Source organism: Streptomyces sp. KL116D, assembly GCF_030766975.1.
Taxonomy (GTDB): Bacteria; Actinomycetota; Actinomycetes; order Streptomycetales; family Streptomycetaceae; genus Streptomyces; species Streptomyces longispororuber_A.
Window position 1 is genome coordinate 15854 of the sequence record NZ_JASERH010000026.1, and the last position, 24135, is coordinate 39988.

General features: G+C 71.0%; 22 protein-coding genes and 1 tRNA gene. 14 read left to right on the forward strand and 9 right to left on the reverse strand.

The annotated features are described in order from the left end of the window. Positions 1–6 precede the first annotated feature (6 nt). Positions 7–969 carry a DUF5926 family protein gene (locus RBJ77_RS07930; protein WP_372344286.1) on the forward strand — a complete coding sequence of 321 codons (963 nt, stop codon included), beginning with the start codon at positions 7–9 and terminating at the stop codon, positions 967–969. A 237-nt stretch (positions 970–1206) separates the two neighbouring features. Here RBJ77_RS07930 and RBJ77_RS07935 read toward each other — a convergent pair whose 3' ends face one another. Then, complete coding sequence (locus tag RBJ77_RS07935; protein ID WP_372344287.1) at positions 1207–1812, reverse strand: hypothetical protein; 606 nt, start codon at positions 1810–1812, stop codon at positions 1207–1209. A 56-nt stretch (positions 1813–1868) separates the two neighbouring features. Next, positions 1869–2564 carry a bifunctional DNA primase/polymerase gene (locus RBJ77_RS07940; RefSeq protein ID WP_372344288.1) on the reverse strand — a complete coding sequence of 232 codons (696 nt, stop codon included), beginning with the start codon at positions 2562–2564 and terminating at the stop codon, positions 1869–1871. 649 nt (positions 2565–3213) lie between these two features. Here RBJ77_RS07940 and RBJ77_RS07945 point away from each other — a divergent pair. Both RBJ77_RS07945 and RBJ77_RS07950 read left to right on the forward strand, forming a co-directional pair. Then, positions 3214–4605, forward strand: a complete 1392-nt coding sequence (locus RBJ77_RS07945; RefSeq protein WP_372344289.1) for a PP2C family protein-serine/threonine phosphatase — start codon at positions 3214–3216, stop codon at positions 4603–4605. 153 nt (positions 4606–4758) lie between these two features. Then, on the forward strand, positions 4759–6213 hold the full coding sequence (locus RBJ77_RS07950; protein WP_372344290.1) for an aminopeptidase P family protein: 1455 nt from the start codon (positions 4759–4761) through the stop codon (positions 6211–6213). Positions 6214–6302: 89 nt separating this feature from the next. Here the strand turns inward: RBJ77_RS07950 and RBJ77_RS07955 are convergent, their stop codons facing one another. Then, on the reverse strand, positions 6303–6779 hold the full coding sequence (locus tag RBJ77_RS07955; protein WP_372344291.1) for an ATP-binding protein: 477 nt from the start codon (positions 6777–6779) through the stop codon (positions 6303–6305). Positions 6780–6970: 191 nt separating this feature from the next. Here RBJ77_RS07955 and RBJ77_RS07960 point away from each other — a divergent pair, with 191 nt between their 5' ends. The 9 genes from RBJ77_RS07960 to RBJ77_RS08000 all read left to right on the forward strand — a co-directional run bounded on the left by RBJ77_RS07960 (position 6971) and on the right by RBJ77_RS08000 (position 16880). Continuing rightward, on the forward strand, positions 6971–7759 hold the full coding sequence (locus tag RBJ77_RS07960) for a hypothetical protein (RefSeq protein WP_372344292.1): 789 nt from the start codon (positions 6971–6973) through the stop codon (positions 7757–7759). A 178-nt stretch (positions 7760–7937) separates the two neighbouring features. After that, positions 7938–8690, forward strand: a complete 753-nt coding sequence (locus tag RBJ77_RS07965) for a YcnI family protein (RefSeq protein WP_372344293.1) — start codon at positions 7938–7940, stop codon at positions 8688–8690. A gap of 78 nt (positions 8691–8768) precedes the next feature. Next, positions 8769–9443, forward strand: a complete 675-nt coding sequence (locus RBJ77_RS07970) for an SCO family protein (RefSeq protein WP_372344294.1) — start codon at positions 8769–8771, stop codon at positions 9441–9443. After that, the gene (locus RBJ77_RS07975; protein ID WP_372344295.1) at positions 9440–9916 is read left to right on the forward strand and encodes a copper chaperone PCu(A)C; all 477 of its coding nucleotides are present in this window, start codon (positions 9440–9442) and stop codon (positions 9914–9916) included. Before RBJ77_RS07970 ends, RBJ77_RS07975 begins: the two co-directional genes overlap by 4 nt. 14 nt (positions 9917–9930) lie before the next feature. Beyond that, positions 9931–11838, forward strand: a complete 1908-nt coding sequence (locus RBJ77_RS07980) for a copper resistance CopC/CopD family protein (RefSeq protein WP_372344296.1) — start codon at positions 9931–9933, stop codon at positions 11836–11838. Positions 11839–11844: 6 nt separating this feature from the next. Beyond that, complete coding sequence (efeB, locus tag RBJ77_RS07985; protein ID WP_372344297.1) at positions 11845–13095, forward strand: iron uptake transporter deferrochelatase/peroxidase subunit; 1251 nt, start codon at positions 11845–11847, stop codon at positions 13093–13095. 103 nt (positions 13096–13198) lie between these two features. Further along, the gene (gene pheA / locus RBJ77_RS07990; RefSeq protein ID WP_372344298.1) at positions 13199–14131 is read left to right on the forward strand and encodes a prephenate dehydratase; all 933 of its coding nucleotides are present in this window, start codon (positions 13199–13201) and stop codon (positions 14129–14131) included. 628 nt (positions 14132–14759) lie between these two features. Further along, entirely contained in the window at positions 14760–16031 is a 1272-nt protein-coding gene (serS, locus tag RBJ77_RS07995; RefSeq protein ID WP_372344299.1) for a serine--tRNA ligase, read from the forward strand. Positions 16032–16073: 42 nt separating this feature from the next. After that, positions 16074–16880, forward strand: coding sequence for an HAD family hydrolase (locus RBJ77_RS08000; protein ID WP_372344300.1), 807 nt, complete (start codon positions 16074–16076; stop codon positions 16878–16880). 64 nt (positions 16881–16944) lie between these two features. Here the strand turns inward: RBJ77_RS08000 and RBJ77_RS08005 are convergent. The 6 genes from RBJ77_RS08005 to RBJ77_RS08030 all read right to left on the reverse strand — a co-directional run bounded on the left by RBJ77_RS08005 (position 16945) and on the right by RBJ77_RS08030 (position 21208). Beyond that, a tRNA-OTHER gene (locus RBJ77_RS08005) sits at positions 16945–17049 on the reverse strand. Between the two features lie 276 nt (positions 17050–17325). Next, a complete protein-coding gene (locus RBJ77_RS08010; RefSeq protein ID WP_372344301.1) occupies positions 17326–17571 on the reverse strand; it encodes a hypothetical protein in 246 nt (81 codons plus the stop codon). A 101-nt stretch (positions 17572–17672) separates the two neighbouring features. Beyond that, positions 17673–18392, reverse strand: a complete 720-nt coding sequence (locus tag RBJ77_RS08015) for an ABC transporter permease (RefSeq protein ID WP_255977265.1) — start codon at positions 18390–18392, stop codon at positions 17673–17675. A gap of 20 nt (positions 18393–18412) precedes the next feature. Next, positions 18413–19324, reverse strand: coding sequence for an ABC transporter ATP-binding protein (locus tag RBJ77_RS08020; RefSeq protein ID WP_372344302.1), 912 nt, complete (start codon positions 19322–19324; stop codon positions 18413–18415). After that, positions 19321–20223 (reverse strand): ABC transporter permease, encoded by a 903-nt coding sequence (locus tag RBJ77_RS08025; protein ID WP_372344303.1) that lies wholly within the window; start codon positions 20221–20223, stop codon positions 19321–19323. The genes RBJ77_RS08020 and RBJ77_RS08025 overlap by 4 nt, the downstream gene beginning before the upstream one ends. Further along, positions 20213–21208 (reverse strand): ABC transporter ATP-binding protein, encoded by a 996-nt coding sequence (locus RBJ77_RS08030; RefSeq protein ID WP_372344389.1) that lies wholly within the window; start codon positions 21206–21208, stop codon positions 20213–20215. The genes RBJ77_RS08025 and RBJ77_RS08030 overlap by 11 nt, the downstream gene beginning before the upstream one ends. Before the next feature lie 294 nt (positions 21209–21502). Between RBJ77_RS08030 and RBJ77_RS08035 the strand changes: the two genes are divergently transcribed. Beyond that, entirely contained in the window at positions 21503–22345 is an 843-nt protein-coding gene (locus RBJ77_RS08035) for a M24 family metallopeptidase (protein WP_372344304.1), read from the forward strand. Positions 22346–22356: 11 nt separating this feature from the next. Then, on the forward strand, positions 22357–24126 hold the full coding sequence (locus RBJ77_RS08040) for an SDR family oxidoreductase (RefSeq protein ID WP_372344390.1): 1770 nt from the start codon (positions 22357–22359) through the stop codon (positions 24124–24126). Positions 24127–24135 lie beyond the last annotated feature (9 nt).

The following is a 24135-nucleotide window of genomic DNA, read 5'->3' on the forward strand; positions in this document are numbered from 1 at the left end:
CCCAAGATGGCCAAGAAGCGCCCCCAGCCCAAGGGCAAGTCGCACGTCACCGACGGAGAGGTCCCGGTCGTCGGCGCGCGTGAGCCCTGCCCCTGCGGCAGCGGCCGCCGCTACAAGGCCTGCCACGGCCGGGCCGCCGCGCACGCGGTGACCGAGCTCGTGCAGCGCCCCTTCGAGGGCCTCGCGGGCGAGGGCGACTGGGTCGCTCTGCGTGAGCTCGTGCCCGCCGCGACCGTCGAGCTGCCCCTGAAGGACGGGCTGCCGGAGGGCGTCCCTTCGGTCACCCTCGCCACGGTGCTGCCCATGGCGTGGCCCGCGCTGCGCCGCGAGGACGGCTCGATCCTCCTCGGCCTGCAGAACGACACGCCGTCCGGCGACATCAGCCGCGACCTGGCCGACACCCTGCTGCGCGCCCTGGAGGCCGAGCCGGGCAATCCGGTGCAGGCCCGCCGCGCCCCGGCGGACGGTCCGCGGCTGCAGGACGTGCTCGACCCGAAGGGCACTTTCGAGCCGGTCGTGCACACGGGCTTCGAATTCTGGGTCCCGGACTCGGAGAACGCGTCGGGTGAGGTGGCCGCCTCCCTGGAGCGGGCCAACGCCGCGGCGATCCCGACCGTCAAGCTCTCCGGCGTGGACAGCGCCTACTGGTGCGAGACGCCGGAGAAGAACCACCTGCGGTGGGTCATGCCGCACCCGGAGGAGAAGCTCCTCGACGCGCTCGCGCGGCTGCACGCGGCGGGCGCCTCCTCGCTGGGCGAGGGCACGCGTCTGGTGGGCTCGTTCCGGGCGCACGGTCTGACCGTGCCGGTGTGGGACCTGCCGAGCTCCGTGCGGGCGGCGGACATCGAGAAGCCGGCCGCCGAGTTCGCCGAGCGCCTCACCTCCGCGCTGGCCACGGACGCGCCGCTGACGGCGGACGAGCGCCGCGCGCGCGGGGGCCTCACCAACCGACAGGTGACGCTCAGCTGACCCACAGCGGACCCCGGGCTGACCGACCGGTCAGCCGCTCAGGACGGTGAGAGCCTCTTCGGAATGGGTGACTCCGGTCACAACTCCCAGTAGTTGCAGGTAAATCCATGTCCGAATAGAAGAGATCGAATTTGCTAACTGCCGATCTCTTGTTACCGTTCGAGTAGCCCGGTTGCTGGTGCATCCCCCGTCGCCAGCAACCGGGCCCTTTCATGCCCGCGGCCGGACCGGTTTTCCTCAACCACCGTGCGACGGCGCCGAGTTGCTCCCCGAGCGCAGCAGCAGCGGCGCCTCGGCCCCGGCCGCGTACTCCGCCACCGCCGCGTACCGCGAGAGCTCCTCCCGGGTCCGCTCCCGCGGGGTCTCGCACATCCCCGGCTCGTCCTCGGCGCCCAGCGCGCAGTTGATCTGCACCGTGCGTCCGCCGGGCGCCATCAGGGTCAGGACGGCGCCCATTTCCGCGCCCGTCGCGTTGCGGTAGTAGGTGCGCGCCCATGTCTCACGCCCCTGGGTGAGCACACACGTCTGCGCTTCGATGCCGTCCGGGGAGGCCAGTTGGGGACCGCACTGGGCGGCGGTGGCCAGCCCCAGGCCGAGGCTGTGGAGGAGGGAGGAGCGCCGGGCGCCCGGTGTCGCGGGTTCGTCGTCGACCTTGTCGGCCGCTCCCGCGGGCGCCGACCCGGTCCGCTCGGGGCCTTCGGCCCGCTCCGCCTTCACCGGCGCCGCGGGCCCGTCGTCCACGGGCCCCGCGGAGGCGCCCGCCAGCGGCAGCGCGGCGGTGAGCACCACCACGGCGAGGAGTCCGAACAGGCGGAGGCGCGAGGCGGGCGGCGCGGCAGGCATGCGCCGAAGATATCGGCGCACACCCCTCACGACGGCTCGCCGCGCGCCCGATACCGCTACAACTCGGGCGCGCTCACACCCGTACGAGTGAGGGCGTCCACGACCGCGTCGACCACGGCCTCCACATCGGGCGCCCAGGGCGCCGACGAACCGGGCAGCGGCGCACGCTCCCAGCGGACCTGGCCCGCGCCCGTCGCCGACGGCGGCAGGGCGATGTATCCGCCCTCACCGTGGAAGCGCAGCGAGCCGGGCACGAAGTCCTGCGCGTACAGGAGCTCGCCGAGCTGCTCCATGGAGTACGGCGCCACGAGGATGAACAGTCGCTCCCGGTTCGCGATGACCGGGCCGAGGCGGACGTCGGCGCGCTCGAGTGCGGCGAGCGCGCGGGCGCCGGCGACGGCCGGCAGGCTCACGGCGCAGGGTGCGCGCCCCCCGGAGGACCCGGACGGGGCACCGGTGGCGAGCACGATGGGCGCGCCCGGCCGCTTGGTCCACCACCAGCGGACCATGCGCTCGTCGGTCGTCGCGGCGAGCAGTCCCGGGTCGAAGGGGTGCGCGCCGGGCACCGTGCACTCCGGGTCGGGGCAGGCACAGCGGACGCCGTCACGGCGGCCTCCCGCCTCGAGCCCTATGCCCGGCAGTACCGGCCACTGCCACGCTGTCGCGAACGTGAGGGCCGCGCTGAGCAGGTCAGACTTCCCGTTGTCACGCCTGGACAGGAGCCTGCGTCGCCTTCCGAGGATCTCGCGCATGAGCGCTCGTTCCTTTCCGTTGACCGAAGAGAACGCTGTGGGCCACATCACACCATGTGTCGATCAGTCACTGCGCGTACGTGCTGGAGCGCCCGAGCCCAGCCTGAACCGTCGGCCCGGGGCAGGGTGAACCCCTATAGTCCGGGCGCTTGCTGTGTCCTTTAAAAGCCTGGCGTGGGGTGGCGACGCCTGGCGTTTGCCGTCCCGCGTATTTCTCGCCGCCTCCCCCACGGGAGGATGGGGCACGGTCGTCGATGGTTATGACGCCCGGGTCCGTCACCAGGTTCCGGGTGGATCCCAACTGCCCCTGGTCTTCACCGAGTACGTACCCATCGCGGCCGCTATGACGCTCCGTCGAACAATGCCAGTCGACCGCAATATGCCGCTCCCTCAGTCAGTTTTTGGCCAAGTTGGAACCGCCCGGGACGAACGGGATCAGCATGGGATCGAACGGGAGAACAGAGATCGCATTACCGCAGAAGCCACTTGAGCACCACGGACACCAGGAATCCCAGCAGGACAATGCTGGACATCCCCTCTCCAGTGCGTGTACATGTGGAGACATTGCTGGCGGCGCAGAGCTGATAAGGCTGACATGGGGGTTTGCGATGCTATTGAGCAATATGCACCGGCCGGAAAGCCGGAAGCCATGACAACCCCACGCCTGCCGAAAGTGGCTGGAATCGATTCCCCTCCTGGACAGGTTCCCCCACCCGCACACACCGGCCCCCCCGCCCCCGCGGTGACACAGGTCACCCCCGCCGCCTCGGCCCCCGGAGCGGTGATCCAGGACCGCCTCGCCGGCTGGGTCTCCGACCTCACGACCCTGCACGAACTCACGGAACGGCTGGCCCGCACGGCCGCACTCGAGGACGCACTGCACGAACTGCTGCGCGCCGGAGCCGCCCTGGTGGGCGCCCGGCGCGGACTTGTCGTGCTGGAGCCGGGCGACGGACTGGGGCCTGACACCACCGTCGGGCTCGGCCTGTCCCGCCCCGACCTCGGGCACATCGAGACGGTGCCGCGCGGCGCCACCTCGTACGGCCGGATCCTGGACGGGCTCAGCACCGACCCCGAGTGCCGTGCCGACCTGCTCTCCGAGGACGGGCTCGACCCGCGCCACCGCGAGGTCGCCGCCCGCCTCGGCTACGCGGCGAGCTTCGCGCTGCCGCTCGCCACCGACGCGGCGGGGCGGCTGGGCGCGGCCGTCTGGCTGTACGACGAGCCGGCCGAGCCCGTGGAGCGCCAGCGCCATCTGATCGGCCTGTACGCGCGCTACGCCACCGAGCACCTGGCCCGCCTCCTCGAGACGGAGCGCACGCGCGCGTGGTCGCGCACGCTCGCCGACGAACTGCTCCCGGCGCGGCTGCCCCGCGTCGCCGGCGTGCAGCTCGCCGTGCGGCACCGCTCCGGGCCGCGCGGCGGCGGCGACTGGTACGACGCGCTGCCGCTGCCCGAGGGCGCACTCGGGCTCGCGGTCGGCTCCGTCACCGGCTCCGGCGCGAGCGCGGTCGCCGCGATGGGCCGGTTGCGCGCCTCGCTCCGGGCGTACGCCGTCATGGAGGGGGAGGACCCGGTCGCGGTCCTGTCCGACCTGGAGCTGCTGCTGCGGCTGACCGAGCCCGCGCGCAGCGCCACCGCCCTGTTCGCCTACTGCGAGCCGGCGCAGCGCAAGATCGTGCTCGCGGGCGCCGGGCACGCCCCGCCGCTGGTGATCGGCGAGCGGCGCACGGAGTTCGCGGAGACGACGCTGTCGGCGCCGCTCGGGATGCTCGCCTGCTGGGAGGCGCCGAGCGTGGAGATCGCGCCGGAGCCCGGCGAGACCGTGCTGCTGTACACGGACGGCCTGCTGCACCGCACCGGCGACCCCATGGACCGCGCGTTCACCCGCCTCCACGCGGCCGCCGCGAGCGTCCCGAAGGGCCTGCGCGACGACCCGGGCGCGATCGCGGACCACGTGCTGCACACCGTCCTCCCGGACGGGCTCGACGCGGTGGACAGCGACGAGGACGTGGTCCTGCTCGCGGCCCGGTTCGAGTAGCCGGTCCCGTACTGCCTGTAAGAGCCGCTTTGTAAGAGGTCATCCGGCCCTGGACCCCCTTCCGTACGCTCGTACGATGGAGGGGGTCCACTGCCATTTCAGGCCATATCCAGGCCGTACCCGGGCATTCCGAGGACCCGTCGAGGAGGAACCGTGTCGGAGGAGCTCACCACCCCGGAGACCCCGGAAGAAGAGCCCATCAAGCAGCGCAAGAACGGCCTCTACCCGGGCGTGTCCGACGAGCTCGCCGAGAACATGAAGTCCGGCTGGGCCGACACCGAGCTGCACGACCTGCGGCCGATCGCGCAGGCCGCGGAGACCGCCGCCCGCCGTGCCGCGCTGTCCGCCCGCTTCCCGGGCGAGCGCCTCGTCGTGCCCGCGGGCAACCTCAAGACGCGCTCGAACGACACGGAGTACGCCTTCCGCGCCTCGGTCGAGTACGCGTACCTGACCGGCAACCAGACGGAGGACGGCGTCCTCGTCCTGGAGCCCAGGGGCGACGGCCACGAGGCCACCATCTATCTGCTGCCGCGCTCCGACCGGGAGAACGGCGAGTTCTGGCTCGACGGCCAGGGCGAGCTGTGGGTCGGCCGCCGGCACTCCCTGACCGAGGCCGAGAAGCTGTACGGCATCCCCGCCTCCGACGTCCGCGAGCTCGCCGGCAAGCTGCGCGAGGCCACCGGCCCGGTGCGCGTCGTGCGCGGCTTCGACGCCGGCATCGAGGCCGCCCTGACCGACAAGGTCACCGCGGAGCGCGACGAGGAGCTGCGGGTCTTCCTCTCCGAGGCGCGGATCGTGAAGGACGCCTTCGAGATCGGCGAGCTGCAGAAGGCCGTCGACTCGACGGTGCGCGGCTTCGAGGACGTCGTGAAGGTCCTCGACAAGGCCGAGGCGACCAGCGAGCGCTACATCGAGGGCACGTTCTTCCTCCGCGCGCGCGTGGAGGGCAACGACATCGGCTACGGCTCCATCTGCGCCGCGGGCCCGCACGCCTGCACCCTGCACTGGGTCCGCAACGACGGCCCGGTCCGCTCCGGCGACCTGCTCCTGCTCGACGCGGGCGTGGAGACGCACACGTACTACACCGCCGACGTCACGCGCACGCTGCCGATCAACGGCACGTACAGCGAGATCCAGCGGAAGATCTACGACGCCGTGTACGAGGCCCAGGAGGCCGGCATCGCGGCCGTGCAGCCGGGCGCCAAGTACCGCGACTTCCACGACGCCTCGCAGCGCGTGCTCGCCGAGAAGCTCGTCGAGTGGGGTCTGGTCGAGGGCCCGGTCGAGCGCGTCCTGGAGCTGGGTCTGCAGCGCCGCTGGACCCTGCACGGCACGGGTCACATGCTCGGCATGGACGTCCACGACTGCGCGGCCGCGCGGACCGAGACCTACGTGGACGGCACGCTGGAGCCCGGCGTGGTCCTCACCGTCGAGCCGGGTCTGTACTTCCAGGCCGACGACTTGACGGTCCCGGAGGAGTACCGCGGCATCGGCGTCCGCATCGAGGACGACATCCTCGTCACCGAGGACGGCAACCGGAACCTGTCGGAGGGCCTGCCGCGCCGTGCCGACGAGGTCGAGGCATGGATGGCCCGCCTGAAGGGCTGACCCCCGGGTTCACCGCACGGCAGAGGGCCGCGACGTGCTGTCGCGGCCCTCTGCCGTGTCCGTCGTCCGTCCGTCGCGCCGCGGACGGGTCACACCGCCACCAGCGGCGCGTCCTTCTTCCACTTGAGGATCTTGTCGAAGCTGACCACGGCGCCGCCCCTGCCCGGCCGGTTCACGAAGTGCACGTGATCGGCCAGTTCCTGGATGAGGAAGAGGCCCCTGCCGTTCTCCGCGTAGTCGGGGCCGGGGCGGTCGGGCACCGGGCGGACGGCCGCCGCGGCACGGCCCCGCAGGGCGGGGAAGCCCGGGCCCGAGTCGGCCACTTCGATGCGGCACTTCTCGCCGTCCAGGTAGGCGGTGACCCGATAGGCGCCGGCCGACTCGCTGGCCGACCCCGACCCGCCGTGCTCCACCGCGTTCGCACACGCCTCGCTGAGCGCGACCGACAGGTCGTAGGAGATGTCGGGATCGACACCCGCGGTCTCCATGGTGCCCATGAGGAGGCGTCGGGCGAGCGGCACGCTCGCAGCATCGCGCCGCAGATGGAGGGACCACCAGATGCTCATGTTCCAGCCTCCAGGCCGCGGCTCGACATACCGATACGTATTGCCGCCACCGGCCCCGCGCAATCGCCCAGTTGACGTGATTGCGCCCATACGGCCGATGCGGAGTCCCGTGACGGCGAGGTAAAGGAGATACCGGACCTTGCGGACCTGCCGTATGGAGTGGGTAAGCCCAGTGCGATGATGAGCCCGCCATGTCTGCCCCCCACCAGCGCCAGCGCAGCGCGGCCGATCTTCGGCTGCTGAGGGCCGCGGTGTTCGCCGCGGTCTGTGTCGTGCTGTCCGCGGCGGGGCACGTCCTCGGTTCCACGGCCACCGTTCCGCTGTGGTCGCTGTCGCTCGGCTTCCTCACCGTCTTCTGTGCGGCCGTGCCGCTGGCCGGCCGTGAGCGGTCGCTGCCGGGCATCGCCGCCCTGCTGGGCGCCGGACAGATCGGCCTGCACTGCCTCTTCGGGGTGGGGCAGCACGGTTCCATGGCCATGGACACGGCGCGGCCCTCCGTCGTCGAGCAGGCCGCACGCCTGATGTGCGGGGCGGGTGCCTCGGCGCTCAGCCCGGTGCAGGCGCAGCGGATCCTCGACAACGCGCGCGTGCCGTCCACCGGGGCGCACCACGACATGGCGGGCGCGGCGAGTGCCTCGATGCCGCTACTGCCGTCCCTGCCGATGCTCATCGGTCACCTGCTGGCCGCGGCCGGCGCGGGCTGGCTGCTGCGCCGCGGCGATCTCGCCCTCGGCCGCCTCGTGCGACTCTCGCGGCTGTCGGCGCAGAGCGTCGCGGAAGGCGCGCTCGTCCGGTCCCTGCGCGCGGCCCTCGCTCTCGTCCGCGCCCTGCGGACGGGCCTCACGGGCTCGCCCGAGGACGTGCCGTGGGCGCCGCGCGGCGGGTTCGGACCGCCCCCCGTGCTGCGGGCGGCGGCGCTTCAGCACTCGGTGATCCGGCGCGGGCCGCCCGCCGCCGACGCGTTCCTCCTCGCTGCCTGACACGGCATCCGTACTCCACCGCGTACCGCGCGGGGTGAGGCGTGCCGTGCGGCACGCGCGCGTACCGCTTTCTCGCCGCTACGTAGACGTGTTCTCCGCTCCTCCGTAGACGTGCGTTCTCGCGGTCGCGCCCCTTCACCCTTCGCTGGATCCCGCTGAACGTGGAGTTCTTTCTGCCATGAAGAAGATGTCCCGCGCCGCTCTCGTCGGTGCCGCCGCCGTCTCCTCCGTCGTCCTCGTCTCCGCCCCGGCCTTCGCGCACGTGAGCGTGCAGCCCGAGGGCACCGCCGCCAAGGGCGGTTACGCCGTGGTCGACTTCAAGGTCCCCAACGAGCGCGACGACGCCGCCACGACCAAGCTCGAGGTCAGCTTCCCGACCGACCACCCGCTCGCCTCGGTGATGCCGCAGCCCATCCCGGGCTGGAAGGCCGAGGTCACCAAGTCGAAGCTCGACAAGCCGCTGGAGATGCACGGCGAGAAGATCACCGAGGCCGTCTCCAAGGTCACCTGGACCGCGACCGGTTCGGGCGACGACAAGGGCGTGCGGCCCGGCTACTTCCAGAAGTTCCCGCTGTCCATCGGCCAGCTGCCGACCGACACGGACCAGCTCGTCTTCAAGGCGATCCAGACGTACGACAACAAGGAGGTCGTGCGCTGGATCGAGCCGCAGCAGAAGGGCCAGGAGGAGCCGGAGAACCCGGCGCCCACCCTTGAGCTGTCGGCCGCGGAGGGCGACGAGCACGGTGCCTCCGGCGCCGCCTCCGACGACAAGAAGGAGGCCGCCGCGGCCTCCTCGGACACGTCCGCCGCAGATTCCGGCGGCTCCGACAGCGACACCACCGCCCGCGTCCTCGGCATCGTCGGTATCGCCGTCGGCATCGCCGGTGTGGCGTTCGGCGTTCTCGCGGGCCGTCGGCGTACCAACAGCTGAGCCACCCATGGCGGGTGCCGGGGTCGCGGTGGGCGACCCCGGCATCCGCCGGCCCCCTCACATCTGGGACATTTTTCTATGCGCAAGACCACGAAGCTGAGCAAGAAGACCCTGCTCGCCGCCGCCGGCCTGGTCACGGCGGCCACGTTCGCCCTGTCGGCCTGCGGAAGCGGCAACGACAGCGGCAAGCCCGTCGCCGAGGTGTCCGAGGAGACCGGTTCGCAGAAGGCGGCCACGGTCCTCGACAAGCCCTTCGAGAAGCCCGATCTGGTTCTCACCGACACCCACGGCAAGAAGTTCGACCTGCGCGCGCAGACCGCGGGCAAGCCGACGCTGATCTACTTCGGCTACACGAACTGCCCCGACGTCTGCCCGCTGACGATGAGCAACATCGCCGTCGCCAAGAAGGCCCTGCCCAAGGCCGAGCAGGACAAGCTGCAGGTCGTCTTCGTCACCACCGACCCGGACCGTGACACCCCGGCCGTGCTCGGCAAGTGGCTCAAGGCCCAGGACCCCGACTTCATCGGCCTGACCGGCGACTTCGCCACCATCCAGGGCAGCGCCCGCAAGCTCGGCATCTCCATCGAGCCGACGCAGAAGGACAAGAAGGGCAAGCTCGTGTCGATGCACGGCACGCAGGTCATCGCCTTCTCGCCGAAGACCGACGGCGGATACGTCCTGTACGGCGAGGACGCCACCGTCGACGACTACACCAAGGACCTCCCCAAGCTCGTCCGGGGAGCGAAGCCGTGAGGCGGACGGCCGTCGCACTCGGCGCCACGGCTCTCGCCGCCTCCCTCGCCCTGACGGCCTGCGGCTCGGACTCCGGTTCCGACGGCTCCGCCGGCAAGCCCGAGGTGAAGGTCGAGGACGCCTTCATCCCCGCGCCCGCCTCCGGTGACATGGCGGCCGGCTTCTTCGTCGTGCACAACGGCGGCGGCGCCGACACCCTCACCTCCGTGAGCAGCGACATCGCCGGGCAGGTCACCCTGCACAGCACCAAGGGCGGCGTCATGAAGGAGCAGGACTCCTTCGCCGTCCCCGCCAACGGCGAGCTGGACTTCGAGCGGGGCGGGAACCACCTCATGTTCGAGAACCTGAAGAAGCGGCCGAAGGAGGGCGACAAGGTGTCCGTGCAGCTGCACTTCGCCGAGTCCGGCACCGTCACCGTCGCCTTCCCGGTGAAGGCCGCCACCTACGACCCGACGTCGCACGCGTCTCATTGAGGGGCTGACCGCACGTGAAGACCATCGCTCCCCGCACGTGGCACCTGGTGCTGCTGTTCCTCGCCGTCACCGGAGCGCTCCTGGCCGGCGCCGCTCCCGCGTCCGCGCACGCCGCGCTGACCGGGAGCGACCCCCAGCAGGGAGCGGTGGTCGAGACGGCGCCGGAGAAGGTGTCGCTGAGCTTCTCCGAGGAGATCGCCGTGTCCGGCGGCGCCGTGCGCGTGCTCGACCCCTCGGGCAAGCGCGTCGACGACGGCAAGGTCGGCCGCGCGGGCGGCACGACGTACACGGTGGGCCTCCACTCGGGGCTGCCCGACGGCACGTTCACCGTCGCCTACCAGGTCGTCTCGGCCGACAGCCACCCCGTCTCCGGTGCCTTCACCTTCTCCATCGGCGCCCCCTCCAAGACGGCCGCCGTGGTCGCCGACCAGAACGCCGGGGGCGGTGTCGTCGGCGGCCTCTACGGCTTCGCGCGCTACGTCTCGTACGCGGGCTTCATGCTGCTCGTGGGCGGCGCCGCGTTCGTGCTCGGGTGCTGGCCGCGCGGCGCCGGGATCAAGCCGGTACAGCGGGTCGTGGTCGGGGCGTGGACCGCGCTGACCGCGGCCACCATCGCGATGCTCCTGATGCGCGGCTCGTACACCGGGTCGGGCAAGGTCGCCGACATCTTCGACATGACGCTGCTCGGCCAGGTGCTGCAGACGAAGACCGGTGCCGCGCTGACGTCCCGTCTGCTGCTGCTCGCGGCGGCCGCGCTCTTCATCGCGGTGCTGTTCGGCGCCTATGTGAAGCGGGCCGAGGACGGTGACAAGAAGGAGATCAAGGACCTCACCTTCGGGCTCGCGATCGGCGGCACCGTCGTCGCGGCCGGTCTGGCCGCGACCTGGGCCATGGCGGAGCACGCCTCGACCGGCATCCAGGCCGGCCTCGCGATGCCCGTCGACGTGCTGCACCTGCTCGCGGTCGCGGCCTGGCTCGGTGGCCTGACGACCCTGCTCGTCGCGCTGTACCGGGCGCCCTCCATCGAGGGTTCCGCGGTACGCCGCTTCTCCCGCGTGGCGTTCTGGAGCGTCGCCACCCTGGCGGCGACCGGGCTCTACCAGTCGTGGCGGCAGGTCGGCTCCTGGTCGGCGCTGACCGGCACGCGGTACGGGCAGCTGCTGCTGGTCAAGATCGGTCTGGTGGCCGTGCTCGTCGGCATCGCCTGGATCTCGCGCCGGTGGACGGGCCGGCTCTCCGAGCGGCTGTCCCCCGAGGCCGCCGCCACGACCGTGGTGGAGCAGCGCACGGCGGAGAAGAAGGAGAAGAAGAAGGAGCCGGTCACCGTCGGGGCCGGCGCCAAGACCGAGGACCCCGAGCGGGCCGCCCAGCTCGCCCGGCAGCGTGCCGCGATGGACAGCGCCCGGGAGAAGCGGGTCCGCGACGCCGACCCGCACCGCTTCGGGCTGCGCCGCTCCGTGCTCGCCGAGGCGGGCGTCGCGGTCGTCCTGCTCGCCGTCACCACCGTGCTGACCTCCACCGAGCCGGGCCGTACGGAGGAGGAGGCCAAGTCCGCCACCTCCGCCGCGCAGACGCAGTCGGGGCCGCTCTCCCTGAAGGTGCCGTTCGACACCGGGGGCGAGGACGGCAAGGGCACCGTCCTGCTGGACCTCGACCCGGGCCGCACCGGCGACAACGACATGCACGTCTACGTGGAGCGGCCCAACGGCAAGGCCTTCGACGTTCCCGAGGTGAAGATCGCCTTCACCCTGGAGTCGAAGAAGATCGGCCCGCTCTCCGTCGTGCCCGACCACATCGCCACGGGGCACTGGACCGCGAGCGGCGTCCAGATCCCGGTGGCCGGCGACTGGAAGATCGCGATGACCGTGCGCACCTCCGACATCGACCAAGTGACCGTCACCAAGAACGCGAAGATCGGCTGAACCACCATGGCTGACACCACCAAGGACGCGCCGTCGGGCATCTCCCGGCGGCGGCTGATCGGGACGGCGGGCGCCACCGGCATCGCCCTGGGCGCCGTCGGCGCGGGCGCGGGCTATGCCACGGCGTCCTCGAACTCCCCCGATCAGCAGGCCGCGTTGACGTCGCTGGGCGCGGACGAGGTGATGTTTCACGGGAAACATCAGCCCGGGATCACCACCCCGATGCAGGCCCGCGGCCACCTCGTCGCCTTCGACCTCGCCGCGGGCGCGGGCCGCAAGGAGGCCGCCGCGCTGCTGCGCCGCTGGTCGGCGACGGCCCAGCGGCTGATGGCGGGCGAGCCGGCCGGCTCCGACGACACCGATGTCGCCCGGGACGCCGGCCCGTCCTCCCTCACGGTCACCTTCGGCTTCGGCCACGGCTTCTTCTCCCGTACGGGACTGGAGAAGCAGCGCCCGGCCGCGCTCGACCCGCTGCCGGACTTCTTCTCCGACCACCTCGACAAGGCGCGCAGCAACGGCGACCTGTGGGTGCAGATCGGCGCCGACGACTCCCTGGTCGCCTTCCACGCGCTGCGGGCTCTCCAGAAGGACGCGCGCGGCGCGGCGAAGGTGCGCTGGCAGATGAACGGCTTCAACCGCTCGCCCGGCGCCACCTCCCACCCGATGACCGCCCGCAATCTGATGGGCCAGGTCGACGGGACCAACAACCCCAAGCCGTCGGAGTCGGACTTCGACCGGCGGATCTTCGTGCCGGGCTCGGGCTCGCCCGCGTGGATGGCGAACGGCTCGTACGCCGTCGTGCGCCGGATCCGGATGCTCCTGGACGACTGGGAGAAGCTCGCGACGAAGGCGCAGGAGGACGTCATCGGCCGCAAGAAGTCGACCGGTGCGCCATTGAGCGGCGGCGACGAGACGACCGATCCCGACCTGGAGAAGACCGACGCGAACGGTGACCTCGTCGTCCCGATCAACGCCCACGCCCGGATCAGCCGCCCGGACCAGAACGGCGGGGCCGCGATGCTGCGCCGCCCGTTCTCGTTCCACGACGGCTTCGACGCGGACGGCGTCCCGGACGCGGGGCTGCTCTTCGTGTGCTGGCAGGCGGACCCGCTGCGCGGCTTCGTGCCGGTGCAGCGCAAGCTCGACCGCGGCGACGCGCTCTCGCAGTTCATCCGGCACGAGGCGAGCGGGCTGTTCGCGGTGCCGGGCGGGGCGGCGAAGGGCGGCTACGTGGGGCAGGAGCTGCTGGAGGGCTGAGCCCCCGCCTGCTCCGGTCGCGGTGGCTGGGGGCAGGGGCGGGGCACGGTGGCCGGTGCCGCGTCCGTGAGCCGTGTCCCACAGGGCCCATTAGGGTGACCCCATGCCAGCCAGCTACGCGTATCTCGGTCCCGAGGGCACCTTCACCGAAGTCGCTCTGCGCACGCTCCCGGAGACGGCGACCCGTGAACTCGTCCCGGTGGTGTCCGTGCCCGCGGCGCTCGACGCCGTCCGCAACGGCGAGGCCGAGGCCGCGTTCGTGCCGATCGAGAACTCGGTCGAGGGCGGCATCACCACGACCCTCGACGAGCTGGTCGCGGGCGAGCCGCTGATGATCTACCGCGAAGTGCTGCTGGACATCACGTTCGCCCTGCTGGTCCGGCCGGGCACCGCGCTGAGCGAGATCAAGACGGTCACCGCGCATCCGGCGGCCCAGCCGCAGGTCAGGAACTGGATGAAGGCGCATCTGCCGGACGTGACCTGGGAGTCGTCCGCGTCGAACGCGGACGGTGCGCGGCTCGTCCAGGAGGGCCGGTTCGACGCGGCGTTCGCCGGGGAGTTCGCGGCCGAGCGCTACGGTCTGGTGCCGCTGGTCACCGAGATCCACGACGCGGAGAACGCGCAGACCCGGTTCGTCCTGGTCGGCCGTCCCGCCCGGCCCGCGGCGCCGACCGGCGCGGACAAGACGTCGGTCGTCATCTGGCAGCGCGAGGACCACCCCGGTGCCCTGATGGAGCTCCTCCAGCAGTTCGCGATCCGCGGGGTCAACCTGATGCTGCTGCAGTCCCGGCCCACCGGTAAGGGCATCGGTGACTACTGCTTCGCCATCGACGCGGAGGGCCACATCGCGGACCGCCGGGTGGCCGAGGCGCTGATGGGTCTGAAGCGGGCGTGCCCGAAGGTCCGCTTCCTCGGTTCGTACCCGCGTGCGGGCGTCGCCGTCACGGACGTGCGGCCGCTGCGCACGGGCACGTCCGACGACGAGTTCGTGGCGGCGTCGGACTGGCTGGCGCGCTGCCAGGACGGCCGCTTCTAGCAAGCCGTCGCACCCCGCCGGGCCCGGTTCTCCACCGTCGGGCCCGGTTTCCTGTGGTCTCGGCACCCTGTCCTACCAGCGGATTTTCTTCATCCACAAGAGTTATCCACAGGTGACCTTCTCGACCTGGGGACAAGTCGACAGGAAGGCGTGACATGGTCGACAAATCGCCCTACAGCCCACAAGTCCGTCCACAGCCCCGCACGTCACCCCTCGTCCACCCTTTTCCCTTGATCAACTCTTTGGAGTGAAGGGTTTCCACCCGAAAGTGAGCATGAGTCGGGTTTGGAACGGGAATCCTTCGCCACACATGCGGCTTTCGGAACCATCACTTCCGGTGTCCACAGTTCTTTCTCACAGCCTGTGGATAACTCTTCGAAGCTGTGTACTCCTGTGGACAACGGAGGCCCAAGTCCCGGCTCCCGCAAGGGAGTCGAGTCAAGGCGGCACCTTCCACATGCCCCTTTCCAGGGAAAGGCGGCGATCTTATTGACAGTCGCCCACAGGCCCCGTGTCGATCTTTTCCGGTTGCGTTCCGCCCTTAATTCACATTCCGGCAAATAGGGCATAAAGCAGCGCAACGGATATCGGGTCGAGAGCCGGAACCGCGCACCGGTAGCCTTGAGGGGTGATTGACCTTCGCCTGCTCCGTGAGGACCCCGACCGTGTTCGCGCCTCCCAGCGCGCCCGTGGAGAGGACGTCGCGCTCGTCGACTCCGTCCTGTCCGCCGACGAGCGGCGCAGGTCGTCCGGGCTCCGCTTCGACGAACTCCGTTCCGAGCAGAAGTCGCTCGGCAAGCTGATCCCCAAGGCCTCCCCCGAGGAGCGCCAGGAGCTGCTGAAGAAGACGGGCGAGCTGTCCGCCGCCGTGAAGGCGGCCGAGGCCGAGCAGCGCGAGGCCGAGGAAGAGACCCAGCGCCTGGCGCTCCAGCTCGGCAACATCGTGCACCCCGACGTCCCGCGCGGCGGCGAGGAGGACTTCGTCGTCCTGGAGACGCACGGCACGATCCGCGACTTCGGCGCCGAGGGCTTCGAGCCCAAGGACCACCTGGAGCTCGGCGAGGCGCTCGGCGCCATCGACGTCGAGCGCGGCGCGAAGGTCTCCGGCTCGCGCTTCTACTACCTGACGGGCGTCGGCGCGCTCCTGGAGCTCGCGCTCGTCAACGCGGCGATCGCGCAGGCCACCGAGGCCGGCTTCACGCCGATGCTGACCCCGGCCCTGGTGCGCCCGCGCGCCATGGAGGGCACCGGCTTCCTCGGCCAGGCCGCGGAGAACGTGTACCACCTGGAGAAGGACGACTACTACCTGGTCGGCACCTCCGAGGTCCCGCTCGCCGCGTACCACATGGACGAGATCATCGACGCGGACCAGCTCCCGCTGCGCTACGCCGGTTTCTCGCCCTGCTTCCGCCGCGAGGCGGGCACGTACGGCAAGGACACCCGCGGCATCTTCCGCGTGCACCAGTTCGACAAGGTCGAGATGTTCTCGTACGTCGACCCGGAGGACGCGCAGAACGAGCACCAGCGGCTCCTGGACTGGGAGAAGCAGTGGCTGACCGGCCTGGAGCTGCCCTTCCAGGTGATCGACGTCGCCACCGGTGACCTCGGCTCCTCCGCCTCGCGCAAGTTCGACTGCGAGGCGTGGATCCCGACGCAGGGCAAGTACCGCGAGCTGACCTCGGCGTCGAACTGCGACGGCTTCCAGGCACGCCGCCTGTCGGTCCGGATGCGGGACGGCAAGAAGGTCCAGCCCCTCGCGACGCTGAACGGCACGCTGTGTGCCGTTCCGCGCACGATCGTCGCCATCCTGGAGAATCACCAGCAGGCCGACGGCTCCGTGCACGTGCCGGAGGTGCTGCGTCCGTACCTCGGGGGACGAACCACTCTTGACCCCAAATAAGTGCAGTCTGGAGCCGATCCCCAAGTGAGCCACCCCGCTCCCGTGACACCTGCGTTTCCGTACAAGCTCGTCGCGACCGACCTCGACGGAACGCTGCTGCGTCCCGACGAGACCGTCTCCACGCGCACCCGTGAGGCGCTCACCGCGGCCACCGCGGCGGGCGCCGCGCACATCATCGTGACCGGCAGGGCCGTGCCCTGGACCCGGCACATCCTCGACGACCTCGGGTACGAGGGACTCGCGGTGTGCGGCCAGGGCGCGCAGGTCTATCACGCGGGGGAGCACCGGCTCCTCACGTCCGTGACGCTCGACCGGCAGCTGGCCGGTCTGGCGCTGTCGAAGATCGAGGCGGAGCTCGGCCCGCTGGCGCTGGCCGCGAGCCGGGACGGCCTGGAGGGCGAGGTGATCGTCGGCCCCGGGTACCAGGTGGGCGAGGGGCATCTGCCGGCCGTACCGTTCACGGACGTCTCGGAGCTGTGGGCCGCGCCGCTCAACAAGGTGTACGTGCAGCACCCCCGCATGACGGACGACGAGCTGGCGGCGGTGGCGCGCTCCGTGGCCGGCGATCTGGTCGGCGTCACGATGGCCGGCGAGGGCATCGTGGAGCTGCTCCCGCTCGGCCTCTCCAAGGCCACGGGCCTCTCCCTGGCGGCCCGCCGCCTGGGCGCGAAGGCGGCGGACACGATCGCCTTCGGCGACATGCCCAACGACATCCCGATGTTCGGCTGGGCGTCGTACGGCGTGGCGATGGCCAACGCGCACGCGGAGCTGAAGTCGGTGGCCAGCGAGGTCACGTCGTCGAACGCGGACGACGGGATCGCGGTGGTGCTGGAGCGGTTGCTGGGCTGAGCCCGGCAACGGTGGGCTCAGCCCGTATCAGTGGGCTGAGCTCCGCAACGGCTGCGACGGTGGGCGGAGGATGCGCGGATCGAACGCGCGCGGGGGGTCAGCCCCGACGACGACTCGCTTTCAATCAAGCACAGTGCAAGTCGCTGCCTTACCACTCGGCCAATCCTCCGGGTGGGCGGCCCACGTGCCGCTGAGGGCACGTGCTCGAAGCGGCCGCCCCGGGCAGTACCCCTGGGGCGGGGGCTCCACGGAGTGCAGTGACTACTCCGGAGCCGGCCTGGGGCTGCCCTGTCGGGAGCTGGACGGACTACTGATCATCATCGTCTCGCTCCTCTCCCAGTGGACGGGCGCCGGCGGCATCGGAACCGGTCGGCGCGGTGACACAACTACTGTGCCCCCGCGCCGAGTTCACCGCCACCGAATAAAACGCGGCACGGATCGCGGCTCACTTGCGGCGCCGCCACCTGCGCCGCCGCGCCTTGCTGAAGAACCAGCCCGCGGGTGGCTCGTCCGAGCGCCAGGGCTGCGGATCCGGTCCTCCGTCGGCCCACCGGGCGGTGAGCATACGCGCCCGCGCGGACGGCTCGGCGGTCTCCGCCGAGCGGATGAAGTCGGCGTCCAGGACCACGTCGTCCCAGGTGTCGTCGCCCTGACCGGGCCGGTCCCCCTCGCGGATCGGTTCGGATGCCATCTCGGGTCCTCCTCGGGCGGCACATCGGACAGCGCACCCTCCCCTCAGTGTCCGGACGGGAGGGTGAAGGCAGCGTCAAGATCACGGAGCCGGCGCCGGGACTACTCCTCGCCCGCCAGCTTCAGCGTGCGCAGCTTCTGCCCCGCGTACCAGGTCGCCAGGACGGTCACGGCCACCAGGAACACGGTCGCGAGGGGCAGGCCCACGTCCGAGGTGACGAGGTCGCCGCCGGACACCTTGTGGGCGACCGCGAGGGACCACTGCTGCACGCTGAGGGTGCGCGCCCCGGCGACCAGGGAGCCGAAGAGGGCCTCCCAGACGAGGGCGTAGACCAGGCCGAAGACGACCGCGTGCCGGGTGACCGTGCCGAGCAGCAGGAAGATCGCGGCGTACGCGATGGAGGCCACGAGGGCGGCGATCGTGTACGCGACGGCGATCTGCTGCCCGTTCCCGTTCAGGATCAGGCCCGCGATCAGCGTCGGGACGGCGGAGAACACCATCGTGACGGCGACGGCCACGATGAGCTTGGTGAAGATGATCGTGGGCCGCTTGATCGGCTTCGACAGCAGATAGACGACGGAGCCGTCGTCGATCTCCGGGCCGATCGCGCCGGTGCCCGCGATGACGCCGATGAGCGGCACCATCGTGGCGAGCGCGAAGCCGCCCAGGACGTCGGACGCGGTCTGGTCGTCGGCTCCCGTGAGGCCGCGCACCAGTGCGGCGATCACGACGAGCAGCACCGGCAGCGCGAAGAGGATGAGGGCCCGGCGGCGGCCGAGCAGCGCTCGGTAGGTGAGCCGGGCGACAGTGGGGTCGTACATCAGGGCCTCCTACGCCGTGACTAGGCCGCGACGAGATACGAGAAGACGGACTCGAGGGACTCGTCGGACGGCGAGACCGTGAGCAGGCGGATGCCGTGGGCCTGCGCGACCTTCGGGAGCAGCACCGTGAACCGGCCGAAGTCGACGGCCTGGATGCGCAGCGCGCCCTCCTTCAGGTCGACTTCGATGCCCGCCGTCGACGGGTCCGCGATCAGTGCGGCGGCCAGCGCGCGGTCGTCGCTGGAGCGGACCAGGTAGCGGTGCGGGCGGTCGGTCATCAGCCGGCGGATCTTGCGGAAGTCGCCGCTGGCAGCGTGCCGTCCGGCGACGATCACCTCGATGTGCGAGGCGAGCTGCTCGACCTCTTCGAGGATGTGCGAGGAGAAGAGCACCGTGCGGCCCTCGTCCCCCATGCGGCGCAGCAGGTCCATGAGCTGCATCCGCTGGCGCGGGTCCATCCCGTTGAACGGCTCGTCGAGGAGGAGCACCGACGGGTCGTGGACCAGCGCGGACGCCATCTTCACGCGCTGGCGCATGCCCTTGGAGTACGTCGAGATCTTGCGGTCCTGCGCGTACTCCATCTCGACGGTGGCGAGTGCCTGCTGGGCCGCCTTCTTGCCGAGGCCGTGCAACTCCGCGTTGGCGACGACGAATTCCTGTCCCGTGAGGAAGTCGTACATCGCCTCGCGCTCGGGGACGATGCCGATGTGCCGGTAGATCTGCTCGTTGCGCCAGATCGGCTGCCCGTCGAGGGTCACCGATCCGTTCGACGGGGCCAGGAAGCCGCCCATCATGTTGATCAGCGTGGACTTCCCCGCGCCGTTCGGACCGAGCAGGCCGGTGACACCGGGGCCGATGGTCATCGTGATGTCGTTGACCGCGACGACGTTGCCGAACCAGCGCGATACGTGGTCGATGTTGATCGAGGTCACAGTCCGACCTTCCGGTAGCGGCGCATCAGCAGTCCGTAGGAGCCTGCGATGAGCCCGAGGACGACGAGCAGATAGATCACGCCCTGGCCGGCCGAGGGTCCGTCGGCTCCGGGGAAGGCGGACGTGGCGCCGAGGAAGGCGGTCTGTACGCCGTCGATGAGCGTGATCGGCGAGAAGAGGCCGAGCCAGGTCACCGCGCTGCCGTTGTCCTGCGTGTCCGCGATCGCCTGGACCGTGGAGACCGCCCCGTAGGAGATGGTCAGGACGGCGATGACGGCGGCGATGCCGAAGCCGCGGCGGGGGGTGACGGCGGAGACGACGAGGCCGATCCCGGCGAAAAGCAGCGACAACAGCACCACGGATACCAGTCCTTGGGCGAATCCCTTGGTCTGCTCGGTGAAGTCCAGCTTGGCGAGCAGCGAGCCTACGTAGAGGACGATCAGCGGCGCGGCCGTGAGGATGAACAGGGCCGATGCCATGGCGGCGAACTTCGCGACCACGTAGTCGACGCGCTCGATGGGCCGCGAGAAGTAGAGGGGGATCGACTTGAAGCGCAGGTCGCGGGAGACGGCCTGCGGCGCCTGGGACGCCACGTAGAGGCCGATCACCGCCTGGAGGACGATCGCGTAGCGCGTGTAGTCCAGCGGGAGGTCTTTCGCCTTCGTGGCGACGGCGACCGCGACCATGATCAGGGCCGGTACGCACATCACGACGAAGAGCAGCATCGGCAGCACCTTCGACTTGGCCGAGCGGCCCAGGCCGTACGCGCCGCGCAGGCTCTGCGAGAAGAGCGAGCGGCGGGCGTACGCGCGGCCGAGGCGCGGGCCGTCGTAGTGGCGGTAGCCGATGTTGTGGATCTGGGTGGACGCGCGGTCCGTGGGCATGGGCTCAGTGGTCATCGCGCCCGCCTCCCGTCTGCTGTGCGGTCACGGAGGCGAGCTGCTCCTGCTGCTGCTCGGCCGCCGGGCGGAAGACCTCCGCGATCTGGTGCCTGCGCTGCTCCATGCGGACCAGGCCGAGGCCGAGGTCGGCGACGACGTCGCGCACGATGTCGTACGTCTCCTCGCCCTGTGCGGTGATGAGGACGGTGTGCCCGGCGCCCGGCAGCTCGCCGCCCGTGTGCGTCTCGATGCCGCGCCGCGCGAAGGCGTCGCGCAACGCGCGCGTGCCGTCGGGGTGCTCGTCGGTGTCGGTGACCTCGATCGCGAGCGTCGCCGTGTTCTGCGTGAAGTCCGTGGTGGAGCTGGAGCGCAGCAGCTTGCCGCCGTCGATGACGACGACGTGGTCACAGGTGCGCTCCAGCTCGCCGAGCAGGTGCGAGGTGACCAGGACCGAGATGCCGAAGTCCGTGTGGACGCGGCGGATCAGGCCGAGCATGTCGTCCCGGCCGACCGGGTCGAGCCCGTTCGTCGGCTCGTCCAGGAACACCAGCTGCGGGTCGTGGACCAGCGCCTGGGCCAGCTTCACGCGCTGCTTCATGCCCGTCGAGTAGCCGCCGATGGGGCGGTAGCGCTCCTCGTACAGGCCGACGTGGCGCAGCGTGTCCGCCGTGCGCTCGCGGGCCGCGGTCGGGGGCAGTCCGGACATCCGCGCCATGTGGACGACGAACTCGGTGGCCGAGACGTCGGGCGGCAGACAGTCGTGCTCCGGCATGTACCCGACCCGCTCGCGGATCTCGGCGCCCTTGGTCGCGACGTCGAGGCCGAGCACTTCGGCGCGGCCCTCCGTGGCGGGGGACAGACCCAGCAGGATCTTGATCATGGTGGACTTGCCGGCTCCATTGGCTCCGACGAGTCCGGTCACACCGGGCCCGATGTCCATGGTCAGCCGGTCAAGCGCGGTCACCCGGGGGAACCGCTTGCTCAGGCTTTCGGTCGCGATCACAGTCACGTTTCGACGGTAGTGGCGCAGACCACACCCGGGCGTCAGACCGTGGGGTCGACCTCGTATGAGACCTGAGTATTACGGGTCCCTAGGGGTCCTACCTGAGTAGCCCGTCCCGACCGGGCCCTTCCCTCGTCCCGGTGGCCGCACTGTGCACATCAGGGAGCTTTTCCACAGCTTGCTGCAGGCCCCTTGACGTCGCCGCCAGGCATTGTCACATTCATCAGTGTCAAGTTACGAGCGCGTACGGCGACGGCCCGGTCACGGGCGGCCGTGACCGGGACGGACGGTGGCATGACCTCAGCAGTGGTACGGGAACTCTCCGCGGAGCTGCGGGGGTTCAGGGAAGTGCAGACGCTCGCGTACGCCTGCGCGGAAGCGGTCGCGGCACAGCTCAAGCCCGGGGTGACGGAGCGCGAGGCGGCGCGGATGCAGCGGGAGTGGCTGCGCGAGCGCGGGGTGCGGGACTGGTTCCACCTGCCCTTCGCCTGGTTCGGGGACCGCACGGCGTTCGCGAACTTCCGCATACCGCTGCAGTTCTTCCCGACGAACCGCAGGCTCGAGGCGGGGATGCCGTTCATCCTCGACATGGCTCCGGTCCACAAGGGCTTCACCGCGGACATCGGCTACTCGGGCTGCCTGGGCCTCAACCCCGTGCACGACAAGCTGCTCGCGGACCTGGAGGCCCATCGCGAGCTGATCCTGCGCGAGGTGCGGGAGCGCCGCACGCTGCGCGAGATCTACGAGGACGTCGACCGGCTGATGGTCCGCCAGGGCTATGCGAACCGGCACCGGGCGTACCCCTTCGGCGTCATCGCGCACAAGGTCGACCGGGTCAGGGAGCGGCGGATCAACCCCACGCTGTTCGGCTTCGGCACGCAGTCGCTCAAGGGCCTGGCGAGCGACGCGGTGCACGGACACCGGGACGGCTGGTCGCCGCTGTGGTCGCCGTACAGATTCTCCGACCACCCGCCGCGGCCCGGCCTGTGGGCGGTGGAGCCGCACCTCGGATTCAGGGGCACGGGCGCGAAGTTCGAGGAGATCCTCGTGGTCACGGACTCCACGGACCCCGAGGAGAGCGCCTTCTGGCTGGACGACGATCTGCCGCACGTGCGGCGCTGGGCGGAGGGCATCTGATGACGGACCTGATGAAGATCCATGGCGCGCGCGAGCGCTGGGTGAGCACGGGCGGGGTCGAGCTGTGCGTCGTCGAACTCGGCGACGCGGCGCGGCCGACCGTCGTGCTCGTGCACGGCTACCCGGACTCCAAGGAGGTGTGGTCGGAGGTCGCCACCCGCCTCGCGGACCGCTTCCACGTGGTGCTCTACGACGTGCGCGGGATGGGCCGCTCCACGGCGCCGGCCCCGCTGCGCGGCGGCTACACGCTGGAGAAGCTGACCGACGACTTCCTGGCGGTCATCGACGCCGTGAGCCCCGACCGGCCCGTCCACCTGGTGGGGCACGACTGGGGTTCGGTGCAGTCGTGGGAGTTCGCCACGGTCAAGCGCACCGAGGGCCGCATCGCGTCCTTCACCTCGATGTCGGGCCCGTCCCTCGACCACTTCGGGCACTGGATCAAGCAGCGCATGAAGCGACCCACGCCCCGCAAGGTCGGCCAGCTCCTCGGCCAGGGCGCCAAGTCCTGGTACGTGTACATGCTGCACACGCCCGTCCTGCCCGAGCTGGCCTGGCGCGGCCCGCTCGGCAAGCGCTGGCCGAAGATCCTGGAGCGCGTGGAGCGGGTCCCGGCCGGTGACTACCCGACGCCGTCCCTGCCCTCCGACGCCGCGCACGGCGCGTGGCTCTACCGGGACAACGTGCGGGCGAGGCTGCGCCGCCCCCGGGAGGACGCGTACGCGCACACGCCCGTGCAACTCATCACGCCGCTCGGCGACGCCTTCCTGTCGCCGAAGCTGTACGACCGGCTGGAGCTGTGGGCGCCCCGGCTGACCCGCCGCACGCTGCCCGCCAAGCACTGGGTGGCGCGCACCAGGCCGGACCAACTGGCCGCTTGGATCGGCGAGTTCGTGACGACGAACGAGGACCTGGAGGCGGGCGTGCCCGCGCAGCGCACCGTGGCCGACGGCAAGTACGCGGACCGGTTCGGCGGCCAGCTCGTCCTGGTGACCGGCGCGGGCAGCGGCATCGGCCGGGCCACCGCGTTCGCGTTCGCCGAGGCCGGCGCGCGCGTGATCGCGGTCGACCGGGACGCCGAGAGCGCCGCGCGCACCGCCGAGATGGCCCAGCTCATCGGCGCGCCGAAGGCCTGGGCCGAGACCGTCGACGTGACCGACGAGCAGGCCATGGAGAAGCTCGCCGAGAAGGTCGCCGCCGAGTACGGCGTGCTCGACGTCCTGGTGAACAACGCGGGGATCGGTCTGTCCGGGTCCTTCTTCGACACGACCCCGGAGGACTGGAAGAAGGTCCTCGACGTGAACCTGTGGGGCGTCATCCACGGCTGTCGGCTCTTCGGCAAGCAGATGGCCGAGCGCGGACAGGGCGGCCACATCGTGAACACCGCGTCCGCCGCGGCGTACCAGCCCTCGAAGGCGCTGCCCGCCTACTCCACGTCCAAGGCGGCGGTCCTCATGCTGAGCGAGTGCCTGCGCGCCGAGCTGTCGGACCAGGGCATCGGGGTGTCCGCGATCTGCCCGGGACTGGTGAACACGAACATCACGGCGACGGCCCGGTTCGCCGGGGTCGACGCCGAGGAGGAGAAGCGCCGCCAGAAGAAGTCCTCGCGCCTGTACGGCCTGCGCAACTACCCGCCGGAGAAGGTCGCCGACGCGATCCTGAGCGCCGTCGTGCACGACAAGGCGGTCGTCCCGGTCACCCCGGAGGCGCGCGGCGCCCACCTCATGTCCCGCTTCACGCCCAGGGCGCTGCGGGCGATCGCCCGGATGGAGCCGCCGTTGTGAGCGCGGACG

Excerpts from the sequence above, each read along its gene's own strand:
- RBJ77_RS07930 (WP_372344286.1), top strand. The coding sequence starts at position 7 with ATGGCCAAGAAGCGCCCCCAGCCCAAGGGCAAGTCGCACGTCACCGAC.
- RBJ77_RS07935 (WP_372344287.1), bottom strand. The coding sequence starts at position 1,812 with ATGCCTGCCGCGCCGCCCGCCTCGCGCCTCCGCCTGTTCGGACTCCTC.
- RBJ77_RS07940 (WP_372344288.1), bottom strand. The coding sequence starts at position 2,564 with ATGCGCGAGATCCTCGGAAGGCGACGCAGGCTCCTGTCCAGGCGTGAC.
- RBJ77_RS07945 (WP_372344289.1), top strand. The coding sequence starts at position 3,214 with ATGACAACCCCACGCCTGCCGAAAGTGGCTGGAATCGATTCCCCTCCT.
- RBJ77_RS07955 (WP_372344291.1), bottom strand. The coding sequence starts at position 6,779 with ATGAGCATCTGGTGGTCCCTCCATCTGCGGCGCGATGCTGCGAGCGTG.
- RBJ77_RS07960 (WP_372344292.1), top strand. The coding sequence starts at position 6,971 with ATGTCTGCCCCCCACCAGCGCCAGCGCAGCGCGGCCGATCTTCGGCTG.
- RBJ77_RS07965 (WP_372344293.1), top strand. The coding sequence starts at position 7,938 with ATGAAGAAGATGTCCCGCGCCGCTCTCGTCGGTGCCGCCGCCGTCTCC.
- RBJ77_RS07970 (WP_372344294.1), top strand. The coding sequence starts at position 8,769 with ATGCGCAAGACCACGAAGCTGAGCAAGAAGACCCTGCTCGCCGCCGCC.
- efeB (WP_372344297.1), top strand. The coding sequence starts at position 11,845 with ATGGCTGACACCACCAAGGACGCGCCGTCGGGCATCTCCCGGCGGCGG.
- pheA (WP_372344298.1), top strand. The coding sequence starts at position 13,199 with ATGCCAGCCAGCTACGCGTATCTCGGTCCCGAGGGCACCTTCACCGAA.
- RBJ77_RS08010 (WP_372344301.1), bottom strand. The coding sequence starts at position 17,571 with ATGGCATCCGAACCGATCCGCGAGGGGGACCGGCCCGGTCAGGGCGAC.
- RBJ77_RS08015 (WP_255977265.1), bottom strand. The coding sequence starts at position 18,392 with ATGTACGACCCCACTGTCGCCCGGCTCACCTACCGAGCGCTGCTCGGC.
- RBJ77_RS08025 (WP_372344303.1), bottom strand. The coding sequence starts at position 20,223 with ATGACCACTGAGCCCATGCCCACGGACCGCGCGTCCACCCAGATCCAC.
- RBJ77_RS08035 (WP_372344304.1), top strand. The coding sequence starts at position 21,503 with ATGACCTCAGCAGTGGTACGGGAACTCTCCGCGGAGCTGCGGGGGTTC.
- RBJ77_RS08040 (WP_372344390.1), top strand. The coding sequence starts at position 22,357 with ATGAAGATCCATGGCGCGCGCGAGCGCTGGGTGAGCACGGGCGGGGTC.